The 16847-nt window shown below is 52.1% G+C and carries 14 protein-coding genes; 12 read left to right on the top strand and 2 right to left on the bottom strand.

All coding sequences use genetic code 11. The annotated features are described in order from the left end of the window. The first annotated feature begins 22 nt into the window (after positions 1-22). Positions 23-1525 carry a polysaccharide biosynthesis C-terminal domain-containing protein gene (locus tag IPM50_11015; GenBank protein ID QQS32196.1) on the top strand — a complete coding sequence of 501 codons (1503 nt, stop codon included), beginning with the start codon at positions 23-25 and terminating at the stop codon, positions 1523-1525. Here the strand turns inward: IPM50_11015 and IPM50_11020 are convergent. Next, positions 1495-2412, bottom strand: coding sequence for an FkbM family methyltransferase (locus IPM50_11020; protein ID QQS32197.1), 918 nt, complete (start codon positions 2410-2412; stop codon positions 1495-1497). The two genes, IPM50_11015 and IPM50_11020, sit on opposite strands and share 31 nt — an antisense overlap. A gap of 372 nt (positions 2413-2784) precedes the next feature. Between IPM50_11020 and IPM50_11025 the strand changes: the two genes are divergently transcribed. Genes IPM50_11025 through IPM50_11040 form a run of 4 tightly spaced genes read left to right on the top strand, consistent with a single transcriptional unit; the run spans position 2785 to position 6274 of the window. Next, positions 2785-3879 (top strand): glycosyltransferase, encoded by a 1095-nt coding sequence (locus IPM50_11025; protein ID QQS32198.1) that lies wholly within the window; start codon positions 2785-2787, stop codon positions 3877-3879. Further along, positions 3879-4589: a class I SAM-dependent methyltransferase gene (locus tag IPM50_11030; protein QQS32199.1), complete on the top strand. Its 711-nt coding sequence runs from the start codon at positions 3879-3881 to the stop codon at positions 4587-4589. The genes IPM50_11025 and IPM50_11030 overlap by 1 nt, the downstream gene beginning before the upstream one ends. Next, positions 4586-5383 (top strand): class I SAM-dependent methyltransferase, encoded by a 798-nt coding sequence (locus IPM50_11035; GenBank protein QQS32200.1) that lies wholly within the window; start codon positions 4586-4588, stop codon positions 5381-5383. The genes IPM50_11030 and IPM50_11035 overlap by 4 nt, the downstream gene beginning before the upstream one ends. A 3-nt stretch (positions 5384-5386) precedes the next feature. Further along, positions 5387-6274: a glycosyltransferase gene (locus IPM50_11040; protein QQS32201.1), complete on the top strand. Its 888-nt coding sequence runs from the start codon at positions 5387-5389 to the stop codon at positions 6272-6274. A gap of 370 nt (positions 6275-6644) precedes the next feature. On the opposite strand, the gene IPM50_11045 is transcribed toward IPM50_11040, so the two are convergent. Then, positions 6645-7418, bottom strand: a complete 774-nt coding sequence (locus IPM50_11045; GenBank protein QQS32202.1) for a class I SAM-dependent methyltransferase — start codon at positions 7416-7418, stop codon at positions 6645-6647. A gap of 200 nt (positions 7419-7618) precedes the next feature. Between IPM50_11045 and IPM50_11050 the strand changes: the two genes are divergently transcribed. The 7 genes from IPM50_11050 to IPM50_11080 all read left to right on the top strand — a co-directional run bounded on the left by IPM50_11050 (position 7619) and on the right by IPM50_11080 (position 16841). Beyond that, positions 7619-8707: a glycosyltransferase family 4 protein gene (locus IPM50_11050; GenBank protein QQS32203.1), complete on the top strand. Its 1089-nt coding sequence runs from the start codon at positions 7619-7621 to the stop codon at positions 8705-8707. Then, positions 8700-9839 (top strand): glycosyltransferase family 4 protein, encoded by a 1140-nt coding sequence (locus IPM50_11055; protein QQS32204.1) that lies wholly within the window; start codon positions 8700-8702, stop codon positions 9837-9839. The genes IPM50_11050 and IPM50_11055 overlap by 8 nt, the downstream gene beginning before the upstream one ends. 76 nt (positions 9840-9915) lie before the next feature. Further along, a complete protein-coding gene (locus IPM50_11060) occupies positions 9916-11025 on the top strand; it encodes an NAD-dependent epimerase/dehydratase family protein (protein ID QQS32205.1) in 1110 nt (369 codons plus the stop codon). A 21-nt stretch (positions 11026-11046) separates the two neighbouring features. Continuing rightward, the gene (locus IPM50_11065; protein ID QQS32206.1) at positions 11047-12765 is read left to right on the top strand and encodes a carbamoyltransferase; all 1719 of its coding nucleotides are present in this window, start codon (positions 11047-11049) and stop codon (positions 12763-12765) included. Beyond that, positions 12755-14128 (top strand): hypothetical protein, encoded by a 1374-nt coding sequence (locus IPM50_11070; protein ID QQS32207.1) that lies wholly within the window; start codon positions 12755-12757, stop codon positions 14126-14128. The genes IPM50_11065 and IPM50_11070 overlap by 11 nt, the downstream gene beginning before the upstream one ends. Further along, complete coding sequence (gene asnB, locus IPM50_11075) at positions 14128-16017, top strand: asparagine synthase (glutamine-hydrolyzing) (protein QQS32208.1); 1890 nt, start codon at positions 14128-14130, stop codon at positions 16015-16017. Before IPM50_11070 ends, asnB begins: the two co-directional genes overlap by 1 nt. Next, the gene (locus IPM50_11080) at positions 16014-16841 is read left to right on the top strand and encodes a class I SAM-dependent methyltransferase (protein QQS32209.1); all 828 of its coding nucleotides are present in this window, start codon (positions 16014-16016) and stop codon (positions 16839-16841) included. Before asnB ends, IPM50_11080 begins: the two co-directional genes overlap by 4 nt. Positions 16842-16847: the final 6 nt, after the last annotated feature.

The raw sequence follows: 16847 nt of genomic DNA on the forward strand, positions 1-16847 counted from the left end.
CCCGTAAAAATATAGTTGCCACGTGGATCCCGAAAAAGCCGACAGCGATAATACGTCTTCCTTCGCTGATGACCGCAGGTCGTCCGGCTGGGACATCCGCAACGCAACAAAGAACTACACTGCTCTTGTACTAGCACACGGAGCAACCGCATTTTTCTCACTCGCTTCGGTATGGCTGATAACAAAACAGCTCGGGCCGGAGGGCTATGGCGGAATATTTGCGTTCGTCGCCGGATCACAGTTGGTCCAAATATTTCTCAATTGGTCATCAACAGCATTGGCCCGCTTTGGAATCGAAGAATTTGTTAAAACAGGTAAGATTACACACTCGTTCTGGTCTAGATCATTTATATTCTTTCCAAACCTCTTTCTTATACTTTTCACTGGCAGTCTATGGATCTCACCACTTGTCGTGTCGCTTGCGATACCGACGCAGATATTCTGGCTGCTCGCCGTTCATATACTGACCTCCGCTATTTGGCTACACATACAGTTCGGGCTGCAAGGTGTAAAGATGCTTCGCCTACAAGGGATCTTGCTGATGATGGAACGGGTCATGGTCTTTACGGGGATTATGAGTTTGATTGCCGTTGGGGCGGTCTCGATCGAGAACTTACTGTGGTGCTATATCATTCCGCCGGTAATCCTTACGGCGGTAGGGATTGGGATACTGCGTCCCTTCGTCGGGTTGCGGAATATCTACGACACGGTGCAGTTAAAACGAATGCTGATGTTCTCATTGCCGCTCCTACCCTTTGCAATCGTCGGATATCTCTCTACCAGCCATCTGGACGCGTTTTTCATCACCCGATATCTTTCGACCCGAGACTTGGGTATATACGCCATCGCGGCTCAGATCTATGGAATGACACTTCAGCTGCCGATCATCGCAAACACTGTTTTGCTGTCTATGTTTGTTAGCCTCGAAACGCGAAGTGAAAGACGATCGATACAAAGGTACCTAGAGGACGTGCTGCCGTCAGCCACACTGATCTGGAGCGGGGCATGTGTAGGTGTAGCGGCGTTCGGCTCAATGTTGATCCCGAGGGTATTCGGGCCCGATTTTGAGGCATCGGCGGTCCCACTTTTTGTGTTGCTGTTGAGCAGTGCGATCGGAGCACCAATCTACTTCGGTTACGCAGCATTCTCGCACGCTATATCGGCGAGCTATGTTTCAATGATAGCCTCGATTCTTGCGGCGATCGTCAATATTTCGCTGAACTTTATTCTTATACCGCGTTACGGATTGGTTGGCTGTGCCATCGCAACATTTTTTTCGGTGTCGGTCTGCTGTGCGGTCGTAATCTTACTATGCCATAGACAAATAGAGGTGCCCGGCCGCAATCTACTCATCTCGATAGTTCCGATAGCGGTCGCACTGGCAGCGGTTACGCTGGTGAACTCGTTCGTTATCTCGGTAATGATCTTTGGCGCCGCAGGTGCAGTTGCCGCGTTGATGTTGCGAAAACAAATAAAAGCGTCCCGCATCTTGATCTATAAAGGTAGTGCAACCACATCGAACTGAGTCTTCAGGTAATCGCTTGAGGTTGTCACGGCTTCCCCATTCTCGGCATGCGTCAGAGTGTAATCTTGTTCTAGCAAGAATTCGATCAGTTCAGAAGCCGATGAACCTTGCTCTGTAAGATATTCATCGGTGACCTCCACGAACAGCTTTGGCCTGAATTTTTTGAGAGATCTGATTGCACCTTTTAGAACGTACATCTCGAAACCTTCGACATCGAGCTTTATAAGATCAATTTTTTTAAGCTCTTCAGCGTCGGCGAAATCGTCGAGAGGCATGACATCAACCAAGGTCTCCGACGAGCCGAAAGTTGCCTCTGGCGAGATGCGGTTCATTCCTTCGTTGCCCGCCTGAGGTGAGAACATCGTTAGGGTCGTCGTTTCGCTGCCTAGTGCTTTGTTGACTAGGCAGAGATTGGTGAAACAGTTGAGCTCAGCGTTCTCTTGTAGTTTCCTGAAGGTTGCCGGGAAAGGTTCAAACGCGAATACCTTACCGGCATCGCCGACCATCTTGGCGGCGTTGAGCGAAACTTCGCCCAGATTGGCTCCGATATCTAAAACGGTGTCACCTGGGTTAATGAGAGAATAAAGACGCTGACGCGAAGCGAATTGAAAGCCCCAAAACGTACACCAACCGACCAGGTCGCTAAGATCTACTCGATAGTTGATACCATTAACGGTCGTCAACCTTATTGCAGGCGATCGATAATGAACATGCTTGGGCGGTATCCTGCTGATCAAACTACCGTAACGACTGCGAGCGGTATACATCTGTAAAACATTTTCAACAGTCGGGATAAACAGCGGTCTGCGTAGGGCGCTTATGACCATAGCCCTGATCGAAGTGCTCGTGGACGCATAATCAGCTTGTTTGTTTCCAGTTGTCGCCATTATTTATGAGCATGAAGCAGGCGAATGCGGTTAGTCAATATGTGAATGTGTTGATCTTTGCGGAGAATGGTCATTCAACTGCGAGACGCTATTGGGAAACCTCAGTAACATTATTGTGCTATAACGTTTTTATGCTCATTTCGCGACTATTAAAGAATGAACCTCTTTATGAAATGGTTGACAGCGCGGGCATATCTTCGATAGCGTTCGTAGCAGAACGGGCGGTGGATCATCCAAAGGTGACGGCACGGCCACGTCTCTCATTAAACATCTTGTCCTCAATGAGGCAGCGCCCACGCCTCTTGAGATGATAAGTACTCGGTTCATGCGTCGGCTTTGTGCGAATACGATGATGTGCGTTTGCCATAAGTAATGAAGGTCTTAGTACTCATTGAACAAAGTGCCCCGAGTCGCTATTGGGAAGCAGCCGTGCCACTGCTCGCAAAAAAGGGAGTAGAGGTTTCGTTTGTTACTCTGAGGCCGCCCGGTCCGCTAAGTGAGATTATCGCAGAAAAAGGTATTCCGGTTCATGCTCTTGGGGCAGTAAGCTCTTTGAGATACCCGATCGCCTCGTTCCGATTGGCGGCGTTGATTCGTCATGGCCGATATAACATTGTGCATGCATCTGAATCTATTTGTGCGGCAATAAGCGGCGTTTCAAGGTTCATTTCACCCGGCCCCGTAAGGCTGTTCCATCGCCATCACAACGCTTGCCCACAAAAATCAAGAGTATTTTACGACCTTGCAAACCGTCTCTCAGACAGGACGATGACCTGCTCGGCATTTACAAAGGCTTTTGCAGTGCGAGAGGACGGTGTTCCAGAGGAAAAAATAAGGGTTGCCTACAACGGGATAACTCCATTGCGTCATGTGGAACCTGCGGAGATCGAGGGGATTCGCGATAGACTTGGTATTCCGGCGAATGCCAAGGTTATTTCTATTGTTGGGAGATTGAGTGAGGAAAAAGGGCATTTGAACCTTATAAGTGCGGCGAGATTGGCAGCAAACCGGCTATCCATGCCGCTTCACGTCGTAATTACCGGCGACGGCAATTATGAACCGCAGATTCGAAGAGCATCTCAATTGGCGGATAATGTTTCTGTGCATTTCGCCGGCAGACAAGAGGACGTCGCTCCCTGGTTCGCTGTAGGCGACGTGATCGCGATGCCGAGCTATACCGAGGCATTCGGCATCTCCGCCGTAGAAGCGATGTGCAGCGGCCGCCCTTTGGTGGCTTCAGGCGTTGGCGGACTTCTCGAAGTAGTGGAGGATGGAGTTAGTGGACTGTTAGTACCTCCTGAAGATCCGGGATCTCTGTCGGAAGCAATGCTCAGTGTATTGAATTCAGTTGATTTCTCACGCTCGCTCGCTGAAGCCGGGCGAAAACGTGTGAACGATCATTTTACAATGGAGAAAATGGTCGACGGCTGGATCGATTGCTATAATTGGGCTTTGGCTAAAGGGTGATGCCGTTAAAACTCCAACGAACAAAGAAACGCAGTTTAATTGCATCGCTCGTTTACAGGGCAAAGCTGCTGCCCTTGGCACGAAAGGGCAAATTGAAGCTCTTTCTTGATCTGGAGTGGATATTTGAGCGCCTTGCTCACGAGGCGTCCTATGAGTTTTATCCGTCCGATGAACACCCGATGCGCAGGCAGGGGGTCGAACATATTCTGCAATTCATAGAGCCAGATCATGTTGTCCTCGATCTTGGCTGCTCCCGCGGAGAGATCACCTCTAAGGTGGCGGAGAAGGCGAGACGGGTCGTAGGTGTAGATCATTCAGAACAGGCAATACAGATCGCTCGCCGGTTCTCAAAGGAGAATCTTGAATACTTTGTCGGCGACGCGGACGAGTTTCTTGCCAAAAGTGACGAGCCATTCGATGTTTTGATCCTTTCTCACATTCTCGAGCATTTGGACGATCCGAAAGGACTTCTGCTGCACTACAAAGACCGTTTCCGGTTCATCTATATTGAGGTTCCCGACATTGAAAAGACCATCTTCAATAAAATGCGTATCGAATTGGGCTCGCCTTTGGTCTATACCGATGCCGATCATATCTGGGAGTTTGACCGAGCTGAAATGAAACGGATGATTGCCGAGTGCGCCCTTTCCATTCGAAATGAGGATTTTCGCTTCGGTGTGCAGAGGTATTGGTGTACTACCGGGAAATGACGTACTTTTCTGAAGACAATACATCGGCCGGAATGGCTGCAGAGAGGGCATCGCTCGTACCGGGAACGCCCATGTGGGGTGAGCATCGAGCTCGATATCAGTTTGCTGCTCGTTTTGTTGAAGGCCGGTCGGTGCTAGATATCGCGTGCGGGACGGGATTTGGTGCAGGAATATTGATCGAACACGGAGCCGAACGTGTATTCGGAGCTGATTTTGCCGCAGAGGCTCTCATCGATGCACGAAATGAATTGCCTATAAATACCCATCTTCTTCGTGCGGATGGCACAATGCTTCCGTTTCCTGACAATTCGATCGACGTTGTGACGTCATTTGAAACGGTTGAGCATATTACCGATCACTCTGGTTTTATTGCGGAACTGGCCCGTGTTTTGAAACCTGACGGCAGGGCGGTAATTTCTACACCGAACGCACTATATACAAAGCCCGTGAACGGGAAACCTTTGAACCCGTTTCACCTCTATGAATTCACCCCGACTGAATATCGCGATCTACTAGAGCCACATTTTTCATCGGTTGAGCTTTTGGGCCAGCGAGTCACAACGCAGTATCGTATCTGCCCGTATTTTGAGAAGCCGGAAATGCTGCCTCGCGACCTTGTTTCACGGATAAAAACAATAGGGTGGAAACTAGGGGCGAGGCTTCCGGCGCCCATACGGGAATCGGCAGCAAGGTTGGTATCGGGGCACACCTTTTATCCCGGGGAACATGATTTTGTTTTCGACGCAACGGAGTTAGATGTCGGCTACGTTCAAGTTGCCGTCTGCGTCAAGTGACCTATGAATTATCCGAATCTGCCTCTAGTTTCCGCAGTCATTCCTGTTTATAACGGCGAACGCTATGTTGCCGAAACGATCGAAAGCATTCTCTGCCAGACATATCCGGCGGTGGAATGCATCGTCATTGATGATGGCTCGACCGACGATACGTGTAGGGTCTGCGAGAGTTTCGGCGACCGAATTAGATACTTTTGGAAACCAAATGGAGGTGTTTCGTCTGCTCGAAACCGCGGAATTGCTGAGGCCGCGGGAGAATTTATTGCTTTCCTCGACGCGGACGATAAATGGTTTCCCAACAAGATCGAACGGCAGGTTGATGTCATGATCAATAGTAACGCAGGTCTCTGTTTGACGGGCGTGGTTTTCATTGACGGTGACGGGAACGAGATCGGCCGCAACGGCGTTCCGGATTCGGATCAACTGGTAAGAAACATAGTCACATTATCGTCAAATACTGGATTCATCGCGACGACGGGCCTGGCGAGGCGTAGTGCGTTAGAGGCAGTCGGGCTTTTTGACGAAAATCTTTCTACGGCGGCCGATGCGGACATGGTTTTACGATTTGCCTTGCTCTCAAAGATACTGCCTCTAGATGAGCCTCTAGCTCTTTACAGACACCATACGGGCCAAATGCACCACAATTTGAATGCACTGAAGCGCGACGGAAATTCACTTTTTTCAAAGTTCTTTGCAGATAAGAGCCTGCCGCCAAAATTTGCCAAATTGAGGCGTCCGGCGTTTTCCGGACTCGAAGCATCACTTGCCATTGGAAGCTTAAGCGGAATGAGGATAACTGACGCATTGAATCATTTCGCTCGCTCTCTCTTCTATCATCCTATAACCGCCTTTTCTAAAATAATTGCTGTACTTTCAGCCAAAATCCGATAGACTTATCGATTCGAAACGCTACCGCTATCAATCCATATACATGACTGATCTTGAACAGATACCATTCGTTTGCCCTGAACACGGCATTGAACTTGTGCCGGCAGACTCGGAATTGAAATGCAGCCAAGGCTGCGGTTTTTCACTTGTTAACAGGATACCGAGGTTTGTGCTCCTTGATAATTACTCAGCTGCGTTTGGAGAACAATGGAAACGATACCGCAAGACCCAGTTGGCCTCTTATACGGGTACACCATTGTCCGAATCGCGACTTCGTCGGTGTTTGGGTGAAAACCTTTGGGGAGATCTAAGAAAAAAACATGTGTTGGAGGCACGCGGAAGGCGACCGGTGGACTGAATACATTATCGAGATCTAAGATCGTCTGATCCCAATGATCTTGTTCACGATTGCGAATAGCTTGGAAAAACCGTCCTTATACGTGGCGTTGTATTCATAGGTTACGGACTTGTTGCCGCCGCCGGTTTTCTGCGCCCAAGCCCAATCGCCTTCACCATGGATCCGGAAATTTCCATAATTCGGGTGTTGCATCACCAAGAGTTGAAAGATCTCTCGCACATGGGGCGTCGTCAACTCCTCGGTCGATAGGCTTCTGTGTGCGACCCCGTCAGTAGAATCGTAGCCATCTCTTTGCGCAGATTCGTATGTCCATCCGTAATCGTCAAAGATCACCCATCCGTCCTTTCTTAGCAGCTTATCGACAAGAAAGAACGCCATTCCGTCAATCGTCCAGTTCTTTGGCCCATCGATTATCGCGAGGTCAAAACGCGGCTCACATATGTGATCGGTAGTTCGGCTTTCTATTTCGTTGTGGAGATACCAGTTGTAGCCGGTCTTTTCCCTGAAGATCGATACATACCTCTCTAGCCCTGTGCGAGAAAGAAGATCCTCCAATGAAGGGTCAAACATCTCTTTCGCTTCTTCGAGATCGACCGAGATCAGTTCGCCGCCGCCTTTTTCATCGAGAGCCGCAGCAATGTAGCAGGACGCCGTGCCGTGAGCGAAGCCCAACTCCAGCACGTTGCGCACGGTCTCGGTCTCAAGAATAAAATCATACAATTTCCTTGCGTTGCGCGGGTTAATGTACGGTATCCCGCCGACTATTGCGTCTACTTCTTTAAATCGCATATTCGCCGTTTCAGACAGTCCGCGAAATTTCGCGACCTCCAGCATATTTTGACACTATTTGGCGACGTAGGATAACATCAGAAACAGTTTTGACCTCGCATATCGTCCCCAATTCACAAGACAAGCCTATTTCTGTGTGCATCCTCGTAACAGATCTCGATGCCGCAACGGGAGGAGTACAGCGAAACACCCGGTTGCTGATGGATGCCTTTAGCAGCCGCGGCATAAGAACATTGGTGATCACGCGAAACTACGCCGGTCTTTCGCTTGAAGAAATTTCGGGGTCGATACACGTACTGAGGTCGCCGACCTTCGGTCGCGTGCTAGGCATAAACGGAATTATTTATTTCATCTACTCGGTTCGACAGTTGCTGAGATTCCGCGCTCGTTATGACGTAGTTCACTGTCAACAATTGTTCGGCCCGGCAATGGCCGCCGTTTTTGCAGGTTTTGTCACAAAAAAGCCTGCGGTTGTTAGAGTCACGTTGTCCGGCGGAACCGGCGAAGCTGCCGCGGTTCGGAAAATGCCGTTTTCTGGCATCAGGCTGAGGCTCTTGCGGCGGGTCAGGCGATGGATAGTTCTTAATGGCGAGATGCGGGAAGAGATCGAGGGTCTCGGAATATCGAGAGAGCGGATCAGGGTCATTTACAATGGTACTGACCTGCCTGATCCGTCTAACATTACGGCTAAATATAAGGAAGACCTTCGCAATGAAATGGAGTTGCCGTCGGGATTTTTGGGGGTCTTTGCCGGGAGGCTTAGCGAGGAAAAGAATCTCGATGTGCTTATACGCGCGTGGGCTTCTTTGCTGGCTTCGGTTTCGGATTCATACTTGCTGATAATCGGCGGAGATAGCGCCTATCGCGGAGTAGGTGCCGATCTTCGGGAACTCGCGGAAAGACTTGGTATCACGCGGCACGTTCGATTCCTGGGCCATCAGCCGAATGTAAAGGACTACATCCTGGCGTCTGATGTTTTTGTCCTCCCTTCGTCAGCAGAGGGCATGTCGAATTCGCTTGTCGAGGCCTTTTCCTGCGGCGCTTCGATCATAGCAAGTGATATCAGGGCGAATATGGAGTTGTGCGAGCACGGCTCTGATTCGTTGGTCGTATCCGTTCGCAACGAAGCCGCATTGCTTAACGCTTTGCAGAAGGTCAGCAGTGACAAGGCCTTTGCCGAAAAGATAGGCCGGAATGCGCGGGCCAAGGCCGAGCGATTGCTTTCGCGTGAAAATATGATCGCTTCCTATATCTCGGTTTATCAAGAAGCCGCTAAGGACAATGGGTAAGATCCGAGTCTTGAACATTACGAGCACAAGGTACGGCATCGGAGGTGTCGAGCGGCTGTTGCTCGATATGTCGGACAAGTTCGACAGAACGGAGTTCGAATTAAGCTATTGCAATCTGTTTTGTGAGCAAGACAGTTCCGGTGCCTTCCCGACGGAGTTGAATCGTCGTGGGCTCAGGCAGTTCGTTATACCGGGAAAAAGGTTTTGGGAAATTCCGTTGATGTTGCTTCGCCTGATCCGGCTGCTGCGGCGTGAGCAATTCGACATCGTGCACCTGCACATGATGAAAGCGACATTGCTTGGTTACATAGCCGTGTGTTTCTGCGATTCAATTCACGTGATCACATGCCATTATACGCGGCGTCTGATAGAAAAATATCCTCCGCCAATACGTTGGCTCGAAAGGGCTGCGATGAACTCGGCAGCCCGGATCATCGCAATATCGGAGTATGTAAAAGAAGACATGATCGCCGGCGGTGTTTCAGCTGATAAGATCGCAGTTATCCACAACGGCATCGACATTGACAGTTTCGATTCTGCTTCCAAGAATTCTCAACACTCTGAGACACGTCGGGAAGGCTTCATCATTTGTTCTGTCGGCAGCCTCACCCATAGGAAAGGGCAAAGTTATTTGATCAACGCCTTTCCAAAGATAATGCATGTTCGGCCGGATGCGGTCCTGTGGATCGTCGGGGAAGGGCCTCTTCGTGCTTCACTTGAGGAACTTACAGAAAAACTGGGAATCCGCAACAAGGTTGATTTCAAAGGGTTTGTAGAAAAAGTTCCTGCATTGTTGGCAAAGATCGACCTCTACGTACATCCGGCAGTTGATGAGCCGTTCGGCATCGCGGTTTTAGAAGCTATGGTTGCGGGAAAGCCGACCGTTGCAACCGCGGTCGATGGCGTTCGGGAGATCATCAGAGATGGTGAAACGGGCCGTCTGGTCAAATCGCAGGATCCGGACGCTTTGGCTGATGCGGTCATCGAGTTGATCGACAATGTTGAGATGCGTGGGGCTATTGCCGCCCGTGCCCGCGAGGATATTGAAGACCGTTTTGATATTTCGAGAATGGTTTCGGGTTATGAGCAGGTCTACAGGGAACAGTGCTCAGAAGTGACGGCATTGCGTTAGCCGTACATGCCAAGTATCCTTTAACCTTGACCGAAAAATTGGCAGTTTTTCCTGTCGCGGTTTTTTTGGGACCAACATGAAGGTATTAGTTACAGGCGGTGCCGGTTTTATTGGTTCGCATCTCGTTGATGCCCTTGTCGATAAAGGACACAATGTGCGGATACTTGATTCGCTGGTCGAACAGGTGCATGGCGACACGCCGCCCGAACACATCAATCCGAATGCCGAGTTCATTCACGCCGATGTCTGCGATGCCGATGCGGTTTCGCGGGCATTGGATGGCATTGAGGTTGTTTATCATCAGGCGGCCGAGGTCGGCGTCGGCCAGTCGATGTACGAGATAGTGCGGTATGTAAAGGCGAACGACCTCGGCACCGCAGTTCTGCTCGAAGAGATGATAAAACGGCCGGGGCAGTTCAGGAAATTGATCGTCGCGTCGTCGATGTCGATCTACGGCGAAGGTGCATACCGCAACCCGGCGACCGCTGAGACGATCTATCCGCAGTTGCGGCCCGCGTCGCAGCTTGAAAGCCACGATTGGGAACTTCGCGACGGCGATACGCTGTTTGAACCGATCGGCACAACGGAGGCAAAGCCGCTTTTCCCAACCTCCGTTTACGCGGTCAGTAAACAGGATCAGGAACAGTATTGCCTTGCGGTCGGCCGTGCATACTCAATACCGACGGTCGCTTTCCGATATTTCAATGTTTACGGCACGCGGCAGGCTCTGTCGAATCCGTACACCGGCGTCTGCGCGATCTTCTCTGCACGGCTGATGAACGATCAGGCTCCGACGATATTCGAGGACGGGCTGCAGTCGCGTGATTTTGTAAATGTGAAGGACATCGTTCGTGCAAATCTGCTCGCGCTTGAGACCGACCGCGGCGATTACGAGGCGATGAACGTCGGCACCGGCCGTCCGACCACTGTCAAGCAGATCGCTGAGTTGCTCGCGAAAGGTCTCGGCAAGGACATCGCGCCCGATATCGTCGGCAAATACCGCGAAGGCGACATCCGGCATTGCGTTTCCGACATCTCAAAGATCCGCGATCTGCTTGGCTACGAGCCGCAGGTAACGCTCGAGGACGGCCTCGCGGAACTGCTCGAATGGCTTTCGACGCAGGAGGCCGAAGACCGCGTTGAAGCCGCTACGGCGGAGCTCAGCAGCAAGGGCCTGGTGAAGTGATCCGTTGTTAATATTTTTCTGATGTACATTCTCGGCCTCACAACACTCGGAGATTCTGCGGCGTCGCTGATAAAGGACGGCGAGTTGATCGCTGCCGTCGAGGAAGAGCGCTTTTCGCGCGTTAAGCATCACAGCGGTTTTCCTTACAAGGCGATACAGTTCTGCCTGGATCAGGCGGGTATCACACTGAAGGAGGTCAAGCACGTCGGGCATTATTGGAAGCCGTGGATATTGCGGCACAAGGCGATGCAGGCTGCCCGTTCGGCTTTGATATCGCGTGATATGTTCAAGGCCCGTGCCGACCGCGGCGTCGCGCAGGTGAGCGAAAGCTATCTGGGGATGTTCCGCCATCCGAAACGCCTGCGTGAGCATTTTGGCGATTCAAATTTCAAATTTCATTATCTCGAACATCACCAAACGCACGCGGCGTCGGCATTTTTCGTATCGCAGTTTGAATCCGCGGCGATCCTCACGTGGGACGGAACCGGCGAGGACACGACCACGCTTTTCTGCCGCGGCCGGGACAACCGCATCGAAGTTCTAAAACGCATCAAACTGCCGCACAGCCTTGGTCAGTTCTACTCTGCTGTCACGAATTATATTGGATTCGATATGTTCACCGGCGACGAGTGGAAGGTGATGGGCCTCGCCGCCTACGGAAAGCCGAAATTCGTCGATTTCTTCCGCGAAAAGGTGCTGACGACCAATGGGAACGGCGATTTTCGGCTTGATATCCGCGTTTTGGATCACCACCTCGCAAAGCATTATCAGTTTCCCGAAGCTATCGTGAAAGAGCTCGGCCCCGCACGGGTCCCGGGCGAAAAACTCGAAGAACATCATTGGGATGTGGCGTGTTCGGCACAGAAAGCCCTCGAAGAGACCGCGATCTATCTCGTGAAAAAGATCCACGAGATGACCGGCGAAGAGAATCTTTGCATGGCGGGCGGCGTCGCGTTCAATTCCGTGATGAACGGCCGCATCTTTCACGAGACACCGTTCAAGCGATTCTTCGTCCAACCGGCGGCAGGCGATGCGGGATGTTCGCTCGGTTCGGCGTACTACGTCTGGAATCAGATACTCGGCAAGCCGCGTTCGTTCGAAATGAAGCACGCGTATTGGGGGCCGGGCTTTTCGAACGACGAATGCCGGGCAGCACTTGACGCCGAAGGGCTGAAATACGAGACGCTCGACGACGACGTTCTGCTGCCGCGGCTCGCGAAAATGATCTCAGAAGGCGCCATTATCGGCTGGTTCAACGGCCGTGCCGAACTCGGTCCGCGGGCACTCGGCGCACGCAGCTTTCTCGCCGATCCGCGTCGTGCGGACATGCGCGAGATATTGAATCATAAAGTTAAATTGCGGGAATGGTTCCGCCCGCTTGCACCGTCGATGCACGAAGAGGCCGGACGAGAGGTTTTCGGCGTCGAACATCACGATCCTTTCATGATCACGGTCATTGAGGTCGCCGAAGAATATAAAGAAAAGGTGCCCGCCGTTGTTCACGTTGACGGAACGGCACGCCCGCAAATGGTCAGCCGCGAAACGAATCCGCGTTATTGGCGCCTGATCGACGAATTTCGCAAACTCACCGGCATCCCGATGCTGCTGAATACGTCGTTCAACGTGCAGGAACCCATCGTCTGCACACCGCAGAACGCCATCAACACATTCAAGAATGCCAACTTCGACGCCCTCGTGCTTGAGAACAATCTAGTTGTTAGAGGTGAAAGTGCCGGGTAAACCATTCATTTTCCTGTTTTTGGCCGCGACCGTACTTGGATTGCTGATAGCTATTCCAATGCCGACGGGGCCAATTGTTCTCGGCATCCTTGTGGCCCTATTGGTCGCCGCGTCGCTCGTGCTGTCTCGGGTCGCCCCTGACAAAGAGTGGATCATCATGATACTCCTGCTTTCGGTCGGTGTCCGCATAGCCCTTGGGGTGGTCCTGGAGTATTTTGGACTGCAGGGGTATTTTGGCAGCGATAGTACCCTATATCATGCAGTGGGAGTAGCGGTTGCCGATGAATGGTCTGGCATCTCACCGGACACAGACACGCTTGCAAGATATGTTAATCCCTATTCCGGTGCCGGCTGGGGGATGATGTACCTGACCGGCAGCATCTACTATGTCTTTGGGCATGAACTTTTTATTTCCCAGTCTGTAGTAGCATTTTTTGGTGCCTTGTCTGCACCGCTGACCTACCTCTGTTCATATAGGGTTTTTAATAACGCCAAATCTGCAAAAATTGCCTCGGTCATAGTTGCGATCTTTCCGCCTTTCGTTATCTGGTCGAGCCAGCTTTTGAAGGATGGGCTGTTGGTATTCTTGCTCGTCCTAGTAATGCTGTTGGTGATGCGGCTAAAGGAAAAGATCGATATTCTGAGTGTATTGGTCTTGTTATTGAGCCTTGTCTGCATTTTGTCGCTGCGTTTTTATATTTTCTACATCGTTCTGGTTGCGATCGTCGGGAGCTTCGTCATTGCCTACACGAATTCAACAAGGGCCATTGCAAGAAATACCGTCATCATGGTGCTGCTGACGATCGGGCTTCAGTATCTCGGCATTCAGGAGCGGGCTGAAATAGAGGTTACTGCTTTTGCCGATCTTGAACGCATTAACATCAGCCGGCAGGACCTCGCCCGTTCGGCGGAATCGGGTTTTGGCGAAGATTGGGACGTTTCCACACCGGCCGCCGCACTTGTCACCATTCCTCGCGCGGCCGTTTATCTGATGCTGGCGCCTTACCCGTGGCATATCACCAATTTGAGACAGGCTTTGACGCTGCCGGACATGATGATCTGGTGGGCGATGGTTCCTTTTCTCATCATCGGCCTGGGATATGCGATAAGAAACCGGCTGAGGGATGCGTTTCCCATTATGTTTTTCAGTCTGCTGCTGATAATTGCGTATTCCATATTCCTGGGGAACGTGGGCACCGCGTACCGTCAACGGACACAAATACAAGTTTTCCTCGTCATCATTGCAGCAGTAGGCTGGACCTATGTAAAGGAGCAGCGTGAGAATCGTCGACTAGTTGATGCCGCCGCAGCAAGGCGCGTTCAGGAACATCGAAAAGGCCTTCGTGCCGGGCAGAGCGTATAATGTGCGGCATTACCGGATTTATAAACGCTGACGGCGGCTTTGCGGATCGGGCGATCCTGGAGCGGATGAACCGCGCCATCACTCACCGCGGGCCGGACGAGGACGGGTTTTATCTCAATGAAAATGCGGCGATGGCGATGCGTCGGCTGTCGATCATCGACCTTGCCAGCGGCAAACAGCCCATATTCAACGCCGACCGCACTAAGGCGATAGTCTTCAACGGCGAGATCTACAACTATCAGCAACTCCGCGCCGATCTGGAACAACGCGGGCACACGTTTTACACGCGGTCCGATACCGAAGCGATCATTCATCTTTACGACGAATACGGCGTCGATTGCGTTCAGCATCTCCGCGGCATGTTCGCGATAGCCATTTGGGACGAGCGTGAAAAGTCCCTTTTCCTCGCCCGTGATCGCGTCGGCAAAAAGCCGCTGCTATATTCACACCGTCCCGACGGCAGTTTGGTCTTTGGCTCCGAATTTCTCGCGATGCTCGAGCATCCGGCCGTTTCCCGCGAGGTCGATCACGCGGCGCTCGATGCCTATATGTCGTATCTCTGCGTGCCGGCGCCGATGACGGCGTTCAAGGAAATTCGCAAGCTCGAGCCCGGCCATTGGCTTATCTGGAAAGCCGGCAAGATCGAAACCCAACGGTACTGGCTGCCCGATTTTTCTAAGAAGATCAAGATCAGCGAGACCGAGGCTATCGAGGAGACCACACGCCTTTTGCGCGAATCGACCAAGCTGCGCATGATCTCAGAGGTCCCGCTGGGAGCGTTCCTTTCGGGCGGCGTCGATTCGTCAACGGTCGTCGCACTGATGGCGGAACTCAGCGACCGGCCCGTGAAAACGTTCTCGATAGGCTTTGAAGAGCAGGATTTTTCCGAGCTGAAATACGCCAAACGCGTCGCAGAGCACGTTGGTGCCGAATACAACGAATTCATCGTCCGCCCGAACGCTCTTGAAATATTGCCGACGCTCGTCGAACACTACGGCGAACCGTACGCGGATTCGAGCGCCATTCCGACATATTACGTCTCAAAAGAGACGCGCCAGCATGTGACGGTGGCACTCAATGGCGACGGCGGCGACGAGAGTTTCGCGGGCTATGAGCGTTATATGGCGATGGAGCTGGCGGAATCGTACCACCGCATTCCGCGGCCCGTTCGCAAATATCTGATCGAAGATCCGATAAATGCCCTGCCGACATCTGAATTGAAGAAGACGCGCATCCGCGACGTTCAGCGGTTCCTGATATCGGCAAATGAGCCCGTCGTCGAGCGCTATTTCCGCTGGATGTCCACATTCAAACCCGCCGTAAAACCGGAGCTTTACACGGCCGAGTTTGCCGCCTCCGTGGCGAACAGCCGTTCAATGGACGTCTTGGGGAAGTGGTTCGATCGGGCAGATGGACTCGGCATTCTCGATTCGACGCTGTTGACCGATCAGATGACATATCTGCCGAACGATCTGCTTGTAAAGGTCGATATCGCGTCGATGGCGAATTCGCTCGAGGCACGTTCGCCTTTCCTGGACCATCATGTCATCGAATTCGCTGCGAGCCTGCCCGAGAACATCAAGATGAGCATGATGCGGCCGAAATATCTGCTCAAAAAGGTCGCCGCACGGCTCGTCCCGCGTGAGGTTATTTATCGGCGAAAGATGGGCTTTGGCGTGCCCGTAGGCCGCTGGCTTCGCGGTGAGATGAGCGGATTTTTGCGCGATGTGCTGCTGTCGGAAAGGTCACTGAACCGCGGAATTATAAGGCCGGAAATGATGCGGCGATACGTTGATGAGCATATCGAAGGCAAGTTCGATCACTCGTTCCAGGTTTGGACACTGTTGATGATGGAGCTGTGGTTTCAGCGTTTTATCGATCAAAAATGACCGCGAACATCGACAAAAAGGTCGTCGAAGGATTCGGCGACGAATGGTCGCGGTTCGACCAATCCGCCCTGACCGAGGAAGAGCTCGGCAGGCTGTTCGATAATTATTTCAACATCTTTCCTTGGGATCGTTTGCCCGAAAACGCTGTCGGATTCGACCTCGGCTGCGGCAGCGGCCGCTGGGCGAAACTCGTAGCACCGCGCGTCGGCAAGCTGCACCTTATCGACCCAAGCCCGGACGCACTCGCCGTTGCCCGACGCAATCTTGCGGGCTCCGATAATGTCGAATTTCACAACGCCGGCGTTGACGATATGCCGATCGCGGACGAGAGTTTCGATTTCGGCTACAGTCTCGGCGTGCTTCACCATATCCCGGACACCGAGGCCGCGATGCAGAACTGTGTTCGTAAATTGAAAAGCGGAGCGCCGTTCCTGGTCTATCTTTATTACAGCTTCGACAATCGGCCCGCCTGGTTCCGTGCCATTTGGCGGGCGAGCGAGCTGATCCGCGGCATTGTCAGCCGCATGCCGAACGGTCTTCGATATTTCCTCAGCTCGGTATTTGCGGCATTACTTTACTGGCCGCTCGCTAGGACCGCATGGCTCGCTGAGAAATTGGGCATGAAGGTTGATAATTTCCCGCTCGCACAGTATCGGAACAACAGCTTCTATGTGATGCGCAACGACGCCCTTGACCGGTTCGGAACAAGCCTCGAGCAGCGGTTCTCGAAGGCCGAGATCGAGGCAATGATGCGCCGTTGCGGGCTGGACGACATCAGATTCAGCGAGACGTCGTTTTGGACGGCTGTTGGCTTCAAGTTATAGTGCCTC

It is taken from the genome of Acidobacteriota bacterium (assembly GCA_016700075.1).
Lineage (GTDB): Bacteria > Acidobacteriota > Blastocatellia > Pyrinomonadales > Pyrinomonadaceae > OLB17.

Coding starts and splice junctions, on each gene's coding strand:
- IPM50_11035 (QQS32200.1), top strand. CDS start 4,586: ATGACGTACTTTTCTGAAGACAATACATCGGCCGGAATGGCTGCAGAG.
- IPM50_11050 (QQS32203.1), top strand. CDS start 7,619: ATGGATGCCTTTAGCAGCCGCGGCATAAGAACATTGGTGATCACGCGA.
- IPM50_11030 (QQS32199.1), top strand. CDS start 3,879: ATGCCGTTAAAACTCCAACGAACAAAGAAACGCAGTTTAATTGCATCG.
- IPM50_11045 (QQS32202.1), bottom strand. CDS start 7,418: ATGCGATTTAAAGAAGTAGACGCAATAGTCGGCGGGATACCGTACATT.
- IPM50_11040 (QQS32201.1), top strand. CDS start 5,387: ATGAATTATCCGAATCTGCCTCTAGTTTCCGCAGTCATTCCTGTTTAT.
- IPM50_11055 (QQS32204.1), top strand. CDS start 8,700: ATGGGTAAGATCCGAGTCTTGAACATTACGAGCACAAGGTACGGCATC.
- IPM50_11025 (QQS32198.1), top strand. CDS start 2,785: ATGAAGGTCTTAGTACTCATTGAACAAAGTGCCCCGAGTCGCTATTGG.
- IPM50_11065 (QQS32206.1), top strand. CDS start 11,047: ATGTACATTCTCGGCCTCACAACACTCGGAGATTCTGCGGCGTCGCTG.
- asnB (QQS32208.1), top strand. CDS start 14,128: ATGTGCGGCATTACCGGATTTATAAACGCTGACGGCGGCTTTGCGGAT.
- IPM50_11060 (QQS32205.1), top strand. CDS start 9,916: ATGAAGGTATTAGTTACAGGCGGTGCCGGTTTTATTGGTTCGCATCTC.
- IPM50_11080 (QQS32209.1), top strand. CDS start 16,014: ATGACCGCGAACATCGACAAAAAGGTCGTCGAAGGATTCGGCGACGAA.
- IPM50_11020 (QQS32197.1), bottom strand. CDS start 2,412: ATGGCGACAACTGGAAACAAACAAGCTGATTATGCGTCCACGAGCACT.